The 15,004-nt window shown below is 48.0% G+C and carries 14 protein-coding genes; 5 read left to right on the top strand and 9 right to left on the bottom strand.

The genetic code is table 11. The features are described 5' to 3' along the window. Positions 1-51: 51 nt before the first annotated feature. Together GVY42_RS11405 and GVY42_RS11400 are read left to right on the top strand one after the other, a co-directional pair. The gene (locus GVY42_RS11405) at positions 52-567 is read left to right on the top strand and encodes a general stress protein (RefSeq protein WP_031424242.1); all 516 of its coding nucleotides are present in this window, start codon (positions 52-54) and stop codon (positions 565-567) included. Between the two features lie 12 nt (positions 568-579). Further along, positions 580-1,185 carry a general stress protein gene (locus tag GVY42_RS11400; RefSeq protein WP_159563263.1) on the top strand — a complete coding sequence of 202 codons (606 nt, stop codon included), beginning with the start codon at positions 580-582 and terminating at the stop codon, positions 1,183-1,185. A 41-nt stretch (positions 1,186-1,226) separates the two neighbouring features. On the opposite strand, the gene GVY42_RS11395 is transcribed toward GVY42_RS11400, so the two are convergent. Genes GVY42_RS11395 through GVY42_RS11385 form a run of 3 tightly spaced genes read right to left on the bottom strand, consistent with a single transcriptional unit; the run spans position 1,227 to position 4,512 of the window. Further along, positions 1,227-2,189: a D-glycerate dehydrogenase gene (locus GVY42_RS11395; RefSeq protein ID WP_159563262.1), complete on the bottom strand. Its 963-nt coding sequence runs from the start codon at positions 2,187-2,189 to the stop codon at positions 1,227-1,229. A 48-nt stretch (positions 2,190-2,237) separates the two neighbouring features. Beyond that, entirely contained in the window at positions 2,238-3,380 is a 1,143-nt protein-coding gene (locus GVY42_RS11390; protein WP_159563261.1) for a YcjF family protein, read from the bottom strand. Between the two features lie 13 nt (positions 3,381-3,393). Beyond that, positions 3,394-4,512, bottom strand: coding sequence for a GTPase (locus tag GVY42_RS11385; RefSeq protein ID WP_159563260.1), 1,119 nt, complete (start codon positions 4,510-4,512; stop codon positions 3,394-3,396). An 80-nt stretch (positions 4,513-4,592) separates the two neighbouring features. Here GVY42_RS11385 and GVY42_RS11380 point away from each other — a divergent pair, with 80 nt between their 5' ends. Further along, positions 4,593-4,982, top strand: coding sequence for a VOC family protein (locus tag GVY42_RS11380; protein WP_159563259.1), 390 nt, complete (start codon positions 4,593-4,595; stop codon positions 4,980-4,982). A gap of 93 nt (positions 4,983-5,075) precedes the next feature. Then, positions 5,076-5,876, top strand: coding sequence for a formate/nitrite transporter family protein (locus tag GVY42_RS11375; protein ID WP_159563258.1), 801 nt, complete (start codon positions 5,076-5,078; stop codon positions 5,874-5,876). Positions 5,877-5,926: 50 nt separating this feature from the next. Here GVY42_RS11375 and GVY42_RS11370 read toward each other — a convergent pair whose 3' ends face one another. The 6 genes from GVY42_RS11370 to GVY42_RS11350 form a co-directional block, all read right to left on the bottom strand. Further along, positions 5,927-7,399: a sodium:alanine symporter family protein gene (locus GVY42_RS11370; protein WP_159563257.1), complete on the bottom strand. Its 1,473-nt coding sequence runs from the start codon at positions 7,397-7,399 to the stop codon at positions 5,927-5,929. Positions 7,400-7,667: 268 nt separating this feature from the next. Then, the gene (locus GVY42_RS16505; RefSeq protein ID WP_015880321.1) at positions 7,668-7,835 is read right to left on the bottom strand and encodes a hypothetical protein; all 168 of its coding nucleotides are present in this window, start codon (positions 7,833-7,835) and stop codon (positions 7,668-7,670) included. Between the two features lies 1 nt (position 7,836). Next, on the bottom strand, positions 7,837-8,040 hold the full coding sequence (locus GVY42_RS11365; RefSeq protein ID WP_015880320.1) for a YwbE family protein: 204 nt from the start codon (positions 8,038-8,040) through the stop codon (positions 7,837-7,839). 57 nt (positions 8,041-8,097) lie between these two features. Then, positions 8,098-8,436, bottom strand: coding sequence for a hypothetical protein (locus GVY42_RS11360; protein ID WP_159563256.1), 339 nt, complete (start codon positions 8,434-8,436; stop codon positions 8,098-8,100). A 55-nt stretch (positions 8,437-8,491) separates the two neighbouring features. Beyond that, positions 8,492-10,147, bottom strand: coding sequence for an alpha-glucosidase (locus GVY42_RS11355; protein WP_159563670.1), 1,656 nt, complete (start codon positions 10,145-10,147; stop codon positions 8,492-8,494). Positions 10,148-10,278: 131 nt separating this feature from the next. After that, positions 10,279-11,040, bottom strand: coding sequence for a carboxylesterase (locus GVY42_RS11350; RefSeq protein WP_159563255.1), 762 nt, complete (start codon positions 11,038-11,040; stop codon positions 10,279-10,281). A 372-nt stretch (positions 11,041-11,412) separates the two neighbouring features. Between GVY42_RS11350 and GVY42_RS11345 the strand changes: the two genes are divergently transcribed. Further along, complete coding sequence (locus GVY42_RS11345) at positions 11,413-14,919, top strand: lamin tail domain-containing protein (RefSeq protein ID WP_159563254.1); 3,507 nt, start codon at positions 11,413-11,415, stop codon at positions 14,917-14,919. Positions 14,920-15,004: the final 85 nt, after the last annotated feature.

The raw sequence follows: 15,004 nt of genomic DNA, 5'->3' as shown, positions 1-15,004 counted from the left end.
CTCCTATTGTGACGCTTGTTTTAGATTGGAGATTCTAAAGGGGGTTATTCGATGTCAGATCGAAAAATGATTGGCTTGTTCCAGACCGAACAGGAAGTCATGCACAAAGTGGAAGAGCTGAAAGCTGCAGGGGAAGCTGAAAAAAATATGCATGTTGTCGCCAAGCGGGACGGGGAAATTTCTGCGTTACGTGACCACACGGATGTAAATGCCGAGTCCGGTATTCGTGACGTCAATTGGCTTGACCGTGTCAAAGCATTCCTACACGGAAGTGACCGCATTCGTGATGAGTTACGGAATATGGGGCTAAACGATGCCGAAGCGGAACAGTATTATGATGCAATCGATGAAGGACAGATTTTACTCTACATCGATCGACACTCGTACGACCGCTATCCGAACATGTATAAAAAAGACAGTGAGCTCGATCATGATAAAGGGGAAAAAGCGGATGGGATCGCCTTTGACGCGAAACCATTTAACGATCACGACGAGAATCCACGTGGCACAAAGGATGATCCGATTGTACGCGGTCATTCTGGATTAGAAGATCATCGCCGATTATAAGGAGGAACGACTATGAATGAGAAACGATTTATCAGCATGCACGATACGCAGGATGCAGCACTTGGGAAAATCGAGGAGTTGCGAGCGAAAGGTTATGAAGACTCACACATTTATGTCGTCACAAAACATGAAGACAACGTTTCGATTTTGAGACGTGATACAGATGTTCATACGGAAGCGACCCATCAAGCGAGCTGGTTCGATAAGGTTCGGGCGTTCCTCAGCGGTCATGAAGACGTGCACGCTGGTCTACGCAACATGGGACTGAGCGAAGAGGAAGTAAAACATCACTATGACGATGTAGAAGCCGGGAAAATCCTCGTTTATGTGGATGAAGACTTTGAACGTCGTCATCAAGACGGGGTGACAGTCGATTCGAAACCATATCAAGACGCATCATCGACTCATCTCGGTAGTCATACTGACGATGGATTGGAAATCGACTCAAAACCTTACCGTGAGGCTCAGACCGTCGACCCAAGCCATCCCGTAGACCCGGAGCAAGATAAACTGGATAAAGAAACGAAGAATCCAGATCGCGAGGAAAAACTACGTGGTCTCGATGATCGTGCTTATCGAAATGACGTAGAAGATCCGGATAATATCCGACGTTTCTAACATAGTAACAAAGAGCCTGACGCACCCGCGTCAGGCTCTTCTTACGTCAAACGATTCTTCGGTTCTTTCCCTTCGAGCACATTTGTGATGGCATCTCGATTCAATGCCATCATCGCCAGACGTGTCCGAATCGTTGCACTCCCGATATGCGGTAATGTCGTCACGTTCGGAAGCGTCAATAATGGATGACCGAGGTCGATTGGTTCTTTTGTGAATACGTCTAATCCCGCTCCCCAAATCTTCCTCGCTTTAAGTGCTTCATATAGCGCCTGTTCATCGATGATTTCTCCACGAGCCACATTGATGAAAATGGATGTTTCCTTCATCTTGGCAAACTCTTTAGCCCCGAGCATTCCCCGTGTCTCGTCCGTGAGCGGCGCGAGAACGACGACGAAATCAGATTGCGCCAACAGCTCATCGAGTTCCGCATAAGTGAAGCCATACATCGACTCCGACTCATGACGCCGTGTCCGGTTATGATATAGAACCTCCATATCAAATCCTCTTGCACGACGTGCGACCGCTTCACCGATTCGTCCCATGCCGATGATACCCAATTTCGCTTGATAAAGGTCCATCCCGACGTAGCCCATCGGCAGCCAGGACTTCCACTCCCCGGCGCGCAAGTCACGTTCCGCCTCTCCGAGACGTCGTGCCGTCATCATCATGAGGCCAAACGTCAAATCTGCTGTCGTTTCTGTCAAGACATCTGGTGTGTTGGTGACGATGACGCCATTCTCTTTCGCTGCGTTCAAATCAATATTGTTGTATCCGACCGCCAAATTGGAGACGACCTCTAACTGTGTGGCACGCTCAAACACTTCACGGTCAATCGTGTCGCTGAGCATGGTCCAGAGCGCATGCGCAGATGACGCTTCTTCTAAAAGAACCTCTCGCGGCACACTTTCCCCTTCATGCTCCCACATGCGCACATCATAGTGTTCGCGAAGCGGTTCGACTGCCTCTTCCGGCAAGCGACGCGTAATATAGATTCGCTTTTTCATTTTTCTCCCCCTCTCTACACTTACTTGTAGTCTAACAAATGGAAAGCGTTAAGAGGGTTGATCCGACTTCGGCTTTTGCTTCAAATACTGTTCAAACAGTGACCCGAACTCTTGATTTAACAATTGTTCAATCGTTTTCGATGAATCCATAGCGTTTCGATAGGCGATTTCGTTAATGGCGAGTCCGATGGCCCACGTGATTCCTGATGCGACGGTCGCATTGATGACACCGGCTGCGGCGTTCGCTCCCGGGAAAAACTTCATGACGTTCAAGAGAATCGTTTTCGATAACGTGCGACCGATTTGTGGAATGATCGTACTCCCAATGAGCGTCTTCAACAAATCATCACTCGCTTTGACACCCCAATAACGAAATAGATGGACGCTCATCGTCACCTGAATCGGCGTCAATGCCACGGCATCAGCAAATGGGAGCGGAACCGCAGCAGCCGTTCCCGCGCTTGCGACATAGCCTGAGATGATTCGATTCGCCTTCTTACGCTTTAACTTGAGCATCGTTTCACTCTCTGCATGAATCTCCATCAAGAGCCCTTCCTGTAAGGAAGCATCTAGCTGTTCCACCGACCACACAATCAACCGTTCCCAATCAACGTATTGACGCAATGTTTCATTGTTCAATATTTCCGAAGAAATGCTGACTTGGAAGATTGCATCTTCCGGAAGGATTCCATTCAGTTCATTCCGCAATGCCGTCAGTTCATCTAAATCGACCTGATCGATTTGTGTGAATACGACGGCGACAGCAGTCGATTCACGTAGACGGCGAATCAAGGCCTTGTCGAGTGGCGTGACACGCTTTGTCGCAGCGTTGATGGTATACCAGACGAGATGGATTCGTTTGGATGCTTCTTGCCGCTTTGCGTTCTCTACAAATCCGATGACTTCCTCTTCGTAATGTTGTTGCCGCGCACTCCCGATCTCATATCCTTCACTGTCGAACAAGGTGACTGCGATATCATCACTCGTATATTGATGAATTCCTCTTGTGACCGGTTCCCCGGCTGCCACTTTTGTCAAATCACGTCCAAATACGTAGTTTACAACAGAACTCTTTCCTGCTCCCGTTGCTCCCGCAATGAGGATGTTTGGTTTTTTGACATTGCCCCGTAACCGTTCGAGCTCTGTCTTTACATCATAATCCTTAAAATCAAATCGTTTCGTCGATTCCATTTACGTTTCCCCCTTATGAGTTGAGCGTGCGACCAAGCTGACGCATCTCACGTTCAAAGCCGCGCCGAATCTCTTCTTCAATTGTTTGCCTTACGGATGCGTATTGCTGTTCAATCGCTTTTTTGATTCCCCGTTCTGCCGTTCGACGCTTGAATGCCCAATAGATGAAATGCACCCCAGGAATCATTCCAAGAACCATCTTTCGAACGGTTTTTCCGAACGAATAGTCAAATCCGAGCTCGACTCGTCTCGTTCTAAACAACAGGTCTGCTTGTTCTCCGACGAGTGGGTACCGCTGCATGAGTTGGATATAATGACGTACCCCTTCTGCCATCGCCTCTTCCGTCGTCAAAGCGGCCTCTTCGAGCGTCTTTTCTAAATCTTTCTCTATTTTTCTAGCTTTCCAACTGATCATTGCTTGCGGGGTCAGCATCCGAATCGTCTCTGCCGAAGCGATACTCCGAATTCGCCAATCCTCTAACTCGTCTAGGAGATGATTCGTCAGATTGATGGGGAGTTTTCGTTCGATGTCTTTCCACAGGTTCGTCCGATTCCGCTTCCATACCTCTTCATACCCTTTTACCGGGACGCGTTTCCCTGTCAGTAATTTCTTTTCGACACTGTTGACACGGATGATGTCCTCTTCTTCAATCGGCAGTTCGCGTAACAAAACCCGTTCCATCGCCTCTGCCTTTTGTACACTCATCGGGTCGTCTTCGTTGAAGTTAGTCAGAATGAGGGTGACGTTGCTCCCCCGCTCATATAATGGCTTTAAAATCGCTTCGAGCTCATACGCCTCGACACGTCCTGACTGCACGGACAATAAGTAGTAAATCGTATGAAACCACTCTGCGATATCGAGCGCGCCTTCACGCTGATGGACGATGGAGAGGATCGCTTGGTGCCACTCTTCAGAGCGGTCCGCCTCGAGCCCCCACGTATCAAAAAAACGAAACAAGATGCCCCGTTCTAAATCGTAATACTCGTGTTCGTGAAGCCCTTCTTGAGTGACCGGACTTCCGGCACGCGATTCGGCGACGTCATGTCCATATATATAGTTGATGAACGCACTCTTTCCGACACCGGTCTTTCCAGCAATCAAAATATTTGAGACGAGCCCTGTCCGATCCATACGCTTCCTCCCTCATTCGTTGTATAGTTCAATTATACCGAACGGACCATTTTCAAACGTCCATCGAAAGGATGATTCTCATGCTTCACCATGTCGAACTTTACGTTTCGAACCTACATGACAGTATTCGTGCCTGGGAATGGCTCCTCTGTGAACAACTTGGGTACACGCTCTATCAATCATGGCCCGAAGGACGGAGTTATCGTTACGGCGAGACATATCTCGTGTTCGTTCAAACGGAAGAGGCCCACCTGACGCCACCTTATCACCGAAAAAAGACTGGTCTTAATCACTTGGCATTTCATGCGTCTTCCCTCGCACAACTAGAAGAAGTTCGGCAACAACTCGCATCCCACGGGTTTCGCCAATTGTACGCGGAACGCTTCCCCCACGCAGGTGGCCCAAACTATACAGCACTATTTTTTGAAGACCCGGACCGCATCAAAGTTGAACTCGTGGCAACGATGTGAACGGTTTCTTGAGAACTTCTTGAAAGTTTGTGAAAACAATTGCAAACTTGACGTCGACCTCCTAGACTGAAAGGGTCTAAAGGAGGTCTTTTCATGGAAAAGCAAGTCGTCGATTATATGGAAGAAGCCGCATTCAAGAAATCATCATTGCTTCAACATTCATTTCCTCAATACATGTTACGATCGATAATCGCCGGTTTTTTAATCGGGATTGGAGTCGTCTTCTCATTCACCGTCGGAAACATGTTCATCGATGTCCCCGGTACGATGCTGATTGCAGGCGCCAGTTTCTCGGTGGCACTCGTCTTCATTGTCTGGATGGGGGGAGAGTTGTTCACGAGCAACACCATGTATCTCTACACTGGTGCAAAACGAGGACGTGTCGCTTGGTTCGACCTCGTAAAGATATGGGGACTCAGTTGGGTCGGTAACTTGATTGGTGCCGTCTTGCTATCGCTTCTCGTCATCGGGGCTCATAGTATGGGTGACGTGACGGGTGACCATTTGCTCGCTGTCGTCGCCGCGAAGAAAATCGGTGGAGACGCCTTTGCTATTTTCTTGAAAGGAATCTTATGTAACGTGCTCGTCTGTTTGGCCATCTTCATGCCGCTCAAAACGAACAATGACGTCGCGAAGATTATGCTGACGATGCTTCCGGTCGTCGTATTCTTCGCTGCTGGATTCGAGCACTCGATTGCGAACATGGGCGTTTTCGCCCTCGCGCTCCACTATGTACCGTCGGACCTCGTCACCTTTAGCGGTGCCCTTTATAATCTCTTCTTCGCCACACTCGGTAATATTGTCGGTGGTGCGTTGTTCGTTGCAGGAAGTTACTTATACTTGAATAAGGCGGAGACGGAACAAACCGTCAAGCCGATACGTCATCATGCATAAAAAGACAGGGACCCCGATTAGCAGGGTCCCTGTTTGTTGCATTTCACGAATTATGATTTTGAAGCGTCGGCTGCTGCTGCTTGAACAGTACCTTGTGCCACTTCGTCTTCTTCCACATCCCAGCACTCTGTATTCTCGATACCGAGTTTACGAGCCGAGAAGCGTGGGTTGAGACCTTGAGCTCGTTGCTCTTCGTAATCTTTAAGAACTTTGAAGGCAACGCCACCGAGCAATGTGATTGCCGCGATGTTGATCAATGTCATCCCTGCCATGAAGAGGTCAGCGAGGCTCCATACGAATCCAAGGCTTGCGACCGCTCCGATGAAGACGAATGCCATTGTCGCAAGACGGAATCCAAGAACTGCACCTTTGCTCTTCTTAATGAATTCGATGTTCGTTTCACCGTAGTAGTAGCTTCCTGCGATCGAGCTGAAGGCGAACAAGAAGACGCTGACAGCGATGAATGCTGGAGCAAGTGCTCCGATTTGTTCAGTCAATGCGTTTTGAAGAAGGACAATCCCTTCACCATTTCCAGCAGCGTAGCTGTCTGAGAGAAGGATGATCGCTGCAGTTGCTGTACATACGATCAACGTATCCAAGAATACACCGAGTGATTGAAGGAAACCTTGTTTCGCAGGGTGCGATACTTCAGCAGCTGCTGCTGCGTTTGGTGCAGAACCCATACCTGCTTCGTTCGAGAAGAGTCCACGGCGTACACCCATTGAGATTGCAGCACCGATTGAACCACCGACTGCTTCGTTCAAACCAAATGCGCTTTGGAAAATCATAGCGAAGACGCCTGGAAGTTCAGCAAAGTTCACAACGACAACGTAGAGTGCGATGGCAAGGTAGAGAACAGCCATGACTGGTACGACGATCGCCGAGAAGTTCGCGACACGTTGTACACCACCAAAGATGACAAGACCAGTAAGAACAACTAAGATTGCTCCGCCGATCGCCGCATCGATTCCAAATGCGTTATCGAATGCTGCAGCGATTGTGTTCGATTGAACAGAGTTGAAGATGAGTCCGAATGTGACAGCAATGAGAACCGCAAATACGATTCCAAGTGCACGGTTGTTCAAACCTTTTTCGATGTAGTAAGCTGGACCACCGCGGTACGCGACATCGTCTTTCACTTTGTATACTTGAGCGAGCGTGCTTTCAATCATGGCTGTCGCACCACCAAGAAGGGCGACGATCCACATCCAGAAGACCGCTCCTGGTCCACCAAGTGTGACCGCTACCGTGACCCCGGCAAGGTTACCTGTACCGATTCGAGTCGCGGCACCGATAAAGAATGATTTCATTGAAGAAATACTCTTCCCGTCTTTTGAAAGTGTAACGTCCGATTTATCTGTCACCGTACGTAACATTTCTTTTAAGTAACGGAACTGCATAAAACGTGTTCTGACCGTGAAGTAGATCCCGGCTCCAACGAGAACGGCGATCAATACGTACGACCATAAGATGTTGTTCAAAAAGTCGACGCTTCCTTGTAACATACCTTGAATCGCTTCCATGAATAAGTTCCTCCCTGTTGTGTGAATCTGAAGTTGAGAATTTTTTATGATGTCTTAGTTCTGAATTATACAAAGATTCTGACAATTATCAATAATTTTTTTATAGGTCATTTCACTCTTTTTTCACATCATATAAGCGAGATCCCTTATTTATAAGCATTTAAAGCGCTTACATAAAAATGTTTAGAAATATTAAATCATGATTATAATTCACAATAACGAAATGAATAATCAAAAAAACAGCCACTCTTTTCGAGTAGCTGCGAGTTTAAATACCAGTACGTTTCTTCTGGTTATTTGGTTTTTTCGTCAATTGGCTCGTCAACGGTTTCTGTTTTGTACCATGCAAACCCGTCGGAACCTTCGTTTGATTTTGCTTCTTCTCTGCCAGCTTTTGTTTCATCGCCTCTTGAAAAGATAGTTTTTTCTCGCTCATCTTACTCACCTCCAGCTTCGATCACTTTCACACGACCGACCTGTCCATCGCTCAAACGCACTTTGATTCCGTGCGGATGACGTGGCGAGTTCGTTAATATATCTTGAACGACGCCTTTCGTCAGCTTTCCGCTTCGTTGATCTTGTTTTAAAACGATTTGGACGTGGAGTCCTGGGCGAATGTCAGCACGTTTCGTTCCATCCATACCCGACACCCCTTTCCATTTAGTCAATCTCTATCATATGCTCTTTTCCCTCATTTGTCACAGCCTATTCCAGATGCCGATCTGTCGCATCGTTTCTGTCATGTAACTTTGATTGGTCTGTAGCGTCTTTTCAGGAAACGAATCATAAAATCGAACGCTGACCCCTCGATGCGAAAAAATCACATCCAAGACATGGTTTCCTTCCACATCGCGGAGTCCGGCCGTCCCTTTCAAAGAATGAAATGCCTTGGCAAACGCCTCTCCAAAATCGAGGTACGCTTTCACAGAAATCGTAGCGTGTTGCTCATCCACCATCAAATCCAACTGTTCGCGATTGGCGCTTTCAATGACGACGCGTACGACCTCATTGTCATTGGAAAATTCAATCGTATGCATCCTCATCCCCACCTCTCCTCTAAAAGAGGTACCCTCTTAGGAAGGTACCTCTCTATCATAAACGATATAACCGTGCTGCGAATGGACGAAGCATAAACGTTTCCGTATCAATCGTCTCGGGGTCAATCTCATTCGTCATGACAAGCGTGGCGCCTGCAATTTCCGGAATGGTCACTTCTGCCGGATTGGCGGTCAAGTTGACGACCACGAAGAAGCGGTTGTTCTCAAACGTACGCTCATAGACGAAGGCTTGCTTATGTTCAGGCAAGACGTCACGATAACGACCATACGTAAACGTCTCCTCAGCTCGACGAAGACGGATCATCTCCTTATAGAACGACAGAATGGAGTGCTGGTCGTGTCGCTGTGCCTCGACGTTGAGCGTCTCATACTCTTCGTGAATCGGCATCCATGGGGTCGCCGTCGAGAAACCGGCATAAGGTGAGGCATCCCACTGGATCGGTGTCCGGACGTTATCACGAGATGTGCCCCATACTTGTTGCATCGAATCGATTTCACTCATCCCATTCGCGATGCGTTCAAAGTACTCGTTTTTCGTTGCGACATCATCATAGTCATGGATAGATGGGAGCGGCACATTCTTCATCCCAATCTCTTGTCCTTGATAAATGAATGGTGTCCCGTGCATGAAGAAGTACATCATCCCAAGTGCAGTGGCACTTTCACGCCAATAATGATGCTCATCCCCGACGAGAGATACCGCTCGCACCATGTCATGGTTTTCAATGTATAATGCGTTCCATCCAGTTTCGCGTAACCCCTGCTGCCATTTATCGAAGATTCGTTTCAGCTCGACGACATCGAGCGGGGCAAGACGCGACCGTCGCATGATATCGACATGATCAAAGTGAAAGGCCATATTCATCGCACCATTCTCTGGTCCCATCCATTGGTCGGCTTCTTCCGGCTCAATGCCATTCGTCTCCCCAACAGTCATAATGTCGTATTTGGAGAACGTTTCTCGCTTCATCTCTTGTAGATATTCATGGATTCCATCGATATTCGAGTACATCGAAAACGCCGTAACGATCGATTTCCCGTCCGGAGAAGGTAACATCGTCTCCGCCGGCATCTTTTTAATATGACTGATCGCATCGACACGGAATCCGTCTACTCCTTTATCGAGCCACCAGTTGATCATGTCATAGACAGCCGTCCGAACTTCACGATTCTCCCAGTTCAAATCGGGTTGTTTCTTCGAGAAGACGTGCAAGTAATATTGATTAGTCTGTTCATCATATTCCCAAGCGGACCCGCCAAAGATACTCGCCCAGTTACTCGGTGGCATCCCATCTTTCCCATCTCGCCAAATATACCAATCCCGTTTCGGATTGTCTTTCGAGCTTTTCGATTCAAGGAACCATGGATGCTCGTCCGACGTATGGTTGACAACGAGATCGAGCAACAGTTTCATCCCTCGTGCATGCACCGCCTCTAGTAAGGCATCAAAATCCTCCATCGTCCCAAACTCGTCCATAATGTCTTGATAGTCACTGATATCATATCCGTTATCATCATTTGGCGATTTGTACATCGGACAAATCCAAATGACATCAATTCCAAGGTCTTCTAAGTAATCGAGCTTTTCAATAATTCCGCGAAGATCACCGATTCCATCCCCGTTCGAATCGTTGAAACTTCTTGGATAAATTTGATAGGCGATGGCCTCTTTCCACCATACACGACTGATTTCTGTTTGTTTCGTTTGGCTGAACAACGTCTCCATACGGCACCGTGCCTCCTACAATAAGGTATGATTCACATCTACCATAGCACTAGTGCAAGCGTTTGCAAAGAATCAGCCCACAAAAAAATGCAGTTTTACACTGCATTTTGATGGCGCGCCCCAACCTGTTCACAGAAGGTCGTGATCAGCTTCGACAAATGCTTCCAATCATGGTCCATCGTCGCGACGTGATACGAGTTAGGAAGCACCGCGTATTCTTTTTTTCCTTGTAACTGATCGAACAACCAGATGGAGTCGGAAGGCGGTACTACGTTGTCGACAGCAGAATGGATGACATATGTCGGCACATCAACCGCTCCGACGTGCGGTCGCACCTCGTCAATCAGCGAAAGCAATTCCCGAATCGCTCTTGTAGGCACACGGTCATAGACAATCTCATATACGTCTTTTGCCAAGATGTCGGGCGCATCTTCGTCGATAAATCGACACTCGGTATCCGACGCATGACACGCATATCCTGGTACCGATAACGCGGCATTGATTGTCACAATCGCATCCGCCTTTCCTTCAAGGGCAGCCTTGAGTGCCAACGTCCCACCCATTGACTGACCGACGACGATGACCGTCTGACACGACTCGCGTAATCGCTCGATTCCTTTCGTCACACTTTTATACCAACATCGATGCGTGGAACATCGAAAGTCTTCCGGATGTGTCCCATGCCCTTTCAAGCGCGGGGCATACACCGTAAACCCTTGCTTCATCAACTCAATTCCGACGTCCTGTACACTTTGAGGTGTCCCGTTAAAGCCGTGACAAAGCAAAATACCGATCTCGTTTCCTTCATAATAAAATGCGCCTGCTCCAGGAATGACTGGGTAATTGACTGCTTTCATTAGTGCCTCCTTTAATTCCAACTTAACCGATACAATTAATTCGTATTAGAAGAGTGTAAGAGTTCTTAAGCTACTCGTCAAGTTCTTCCGACTACATTTACCTTGTAATCAAAATGTAATCATAACTTCGTGTTTAGTGGATTGAGTTCTGACGTCTGCTTGGTTATGTTTAACATGTAGTAAAAAACTTGGGAAATGAACGTGTTATTTTTGACAATACACGAATAATTTTTCAAGGGATTCGTCACAAGAAAAGTAATGTAAGCGCTATCATGTCGTTTTTTTGAAAAAGGAGGATATAAATTCACTTATTTATAACGACGCGAGTTGGGGAAATCGGATTAGACCATTACATCTAAGGGAGACTTACACATGGGGAAACCAACACAATCATTTAAGGCAGTCACTGGCCTCGCCTTATCAGCAGGACTCATCGTCAGCAGTATGACGCCGATTGCGGCAAACGTAAACGCCGAGACGTTGAACGCATCAGACCTCTTCATTTCAGAGTACGTAGAAGGATCGAGCAACAATAAAGCAATCGAGTTATTCAACGGAACGAACGCGACAATCGACCTTTCCGCTTACAAAATTGAACTGTATTCAAACGGAGGTACGACTGCCGGAAATACATTGAATTTGACGGGCACACTCGCACCAGGAGCTACATATGTCATTGTGAACGGCAGTGCGTCGGACACATTGAAAGCAAAATCGGATACGGTGAGTGCCGTGACGAACTTCAACGGGGATGACACGATCGTCTTGAAAAAAGGAGACACGGTTCTGGATGTCTTCGGTCAACTCGGCTTCGACCCAGGGACAAAATGGGGAACGACCGTTGCGACTGCTGACCAATCACTCATCCGTAAAGACACGGTCGCAAAGGGAGACAGTGATGGCAGTGATGCCTTCGATCCGGCTGTCGAATGGTCATCGACACCACAAGACACGTTCGACAATCTCGGGTTACATACGTTCCAAGGCGTCGAATACGGAGATGGCGGCACAACGGAGCCTCCTGCACCAATCACACCAATTTCAATTGCTGATGCACGAACAAAGGCAGAAAATGAGACGGTCACCGTAAAAGGAGTCGTCACGGCTAAATTAGCGAACACCATCTCCGTTCAAGACGCGACAGGTGGTCTGTCTATCCGTCCGACATCTCTTGCCGTCAACGTCGGAGATGAGATTGTTGTCACAGGGGTCGTCGGTTCATATCGTGAGCTTCTTCAATTGAACAATGCCGTCGTCGTCTCGAAACAGGCAGCAACACTTCCTAATGCCCAAGTCTTGACAGGGGAACAAATCAACGAGGACGTGGAATCAGAACTCGTCACCGTCAAAAATGTCACACTCACAGGTAGCGGTCAGAACTTGACGGCGACGGATGGAACAAAAGAGTTCATCGTTCGCGACGAGCGAGGCATCCTTGATTTACAGACGGATGTGAACTATTCATCGATCACAGGAATCGTTCAACAGTTTGACGATACGTACCAAATCATCCCTCGTGACCCGGCGGACACGGTTATCGATACGTCCGTTCTTCGGCCGGCTGTCGCGAAACCAGGTGCCGGTACATTCGTTGGTCCACAAGACGTGACGCTCTCGACCACGACAGTAGACGCTGAGATTTTCTATACGCTCGACGGCTCTGATCCAAAAGAGAATGGGCTTCGTTACGAAAACCCAATCCGCATTGAAAACTCGACGACATTGAAGACGGTCGTGAAAACGGGAGACACATTCAGCGCCGTCTTAACGTTCTCTTATAAGATTACAGACAAGATTCGCATTCACGACATCCAAGGTGCGAACCATACGACTCCGATGAACGGACAGACGGTTGAAGGTGTCGAAGGAATCGTCACGTCTACGTTCGTCTCAAGTGGAACGACCTATTACTTCATCCAAACGCCTGATTCGGAAGCCGATGACGATGCACGGACATCTGAAGGGATTGTCCTTTACGGCGGACGTTCGATTGCTGGCATTCAAGTCGGGGACCTCGTCAAAGTGAACGGAAAAGTGAGCGAGTACGCAATCGAAGGATATAGTGATCGCCAACAGACGGATATGAAGATGACACAAATCGATACACGTAACGGAAAAGTTGAAGTCGTCGCCAGTGGTGTCACCCTTCCGACTCCAATTACGATTGATGCCTCAAACCTTCCGACCGAATTTATCGACAGCGATAACCTCGCCGTCTTCAACCCGGAGAAGGATGCCATCGACTTCTGGGAGAGCCTTGAAGGGATGCGCGTTCAAACGAACAACTTGAAATCGGTTGGACCACAAGAATATGGTGACTTAGTCACAGTTCTCGAAGATACGCCAACAGAGACATATAATGGCGGTGTCTTATTGAAAAAGAACGACGCGAACCCAGAACGCATTCAGTTCCGTCTCGAACCAAATGCAGAAGCGCGTGACTTCGATGTCGCGACGGGCGACCGTTTCAACGGACCGATTGTCGGTGTGGTCGGCTATTCATTCGGTAACTATAAGATTCAAGCCTCACTTGAAGACATGAAAGCGGCCTTCGTCAAAGGAGATGCGCAGCGTGAGAAGACATTCATCGAGGCAGAAGAAGATCAATTAACAATTGCATCGTATAACTTAGAGAACTTCTCGAACAACATCAAAGAAACATCAGATGAAAAGGCACTCAAACTGGCGAAAGCGTTCGTCAACGAATTGAACAGCCCTGACATCATCGGTGTGACGGAAGTACAAGACAACGATGGACAGGATAAAGGGGCAGGTTCTGCCGCTGACCAGAGCTATCAGCGCTTAATCGATAACATTGTCGCTGTCGGTGGGAAGACGTATAAATACGTCAACATCGACCCAGAGAACAACCAAGACGGAGGCGCCCCAGATGCCAACATCCGTGTCGGCTTCTTGTACGATCCTGAGCGCGTGTCATTGACGGAGGGAATTCCTGCTGGTGATGCGACGACGGCCGTCGGATACGCCGATGGGAAATTGACGCACAACCCAGGACGCATCGACCCGATGAACGAAGCGTTCTCACGTTCGCGTAAACCGTTAGCTGCTCAATTCGACTTCCAAGGCGAGAACGTCATCGTGATCGCGAACCATTGGAACTCGAAAGGTGGCGACACTGGTTTCTTCGGTTCACAACAACCGGTCGTACTCGGAAGTGAAGTGCAACGTAAGAAAATCGCACAAGTCGTCCACAACTTCGTCGCAGACGTGAAGACGAAGAATCCAGAAGCGAATGTTGTCGCACTTGGTGACTTCAACGATTTCGAATTCTCGGATGCGCTCCAAATCTTTAAAGGTGACTTGATGACGAACATGGTCGAGAAAGTTCCTGCTGTCGACCGCTACTCGTATGTGTATCAAGGGAACTCACAAGTCCTCGATCACATCCTCGTCTCGAACCGCTTGGCCGCTTCTACGAAAATTGACATGATTCACGTCAACTCGGACTTCACTGAGATGTCAGGGCGTGCGAGTGACCACGATCCAGTCCTTGCTCAAATCGACTTCACACCGGAACCAGAAGTGGAATTGACGCGTTATACTGTAGAAAACCATAAAGCTGCACGCCTCGTCCTTCAAGAGGATTACATCGGCGTGACAATCGGAAAAGGCACGAACTTCAAAAACGGCATCTTCGTTCGTGGCGTATACACGGAATTGACAGGAGACCCATTGAAAAATGTCGTCGTTCAAGTGAAGCCGAAAGAAGCCGGTGCCATCATCGACTTCAAAGGCGCGACGGTAAAAGAAGTAATCGTTGACGGGAAAAACCTTGCTGAGATTCGTGGGGCAAAAAACGTCCAACGCATCACATATACGAAAGGCGCTTCTCCTTCATCCATCATCATCAAGAAATAACATGTTGAACCGCAGACACATCGTCTGCGGTTTTTTGGTTTCACCTCTCTTGAAGCGGGGATAAAGAGGAAGATACTGAATCATG

The sequence above is a fragment of the Exiguobacterium sp. 8A genome, from assembly GCF_902506275.1.
Classification (GTDB): Bacteria; Bacillota; Bacilli; order Exiguobacteriales; family Exiguobacteriaceae; genus Exiguobacterium; species Exiguobacterium profundum.
Note: the sequence above shows the minus strand (reverse complement) of the source record. Positions and strands in the feature narration are given on the sequence as shown.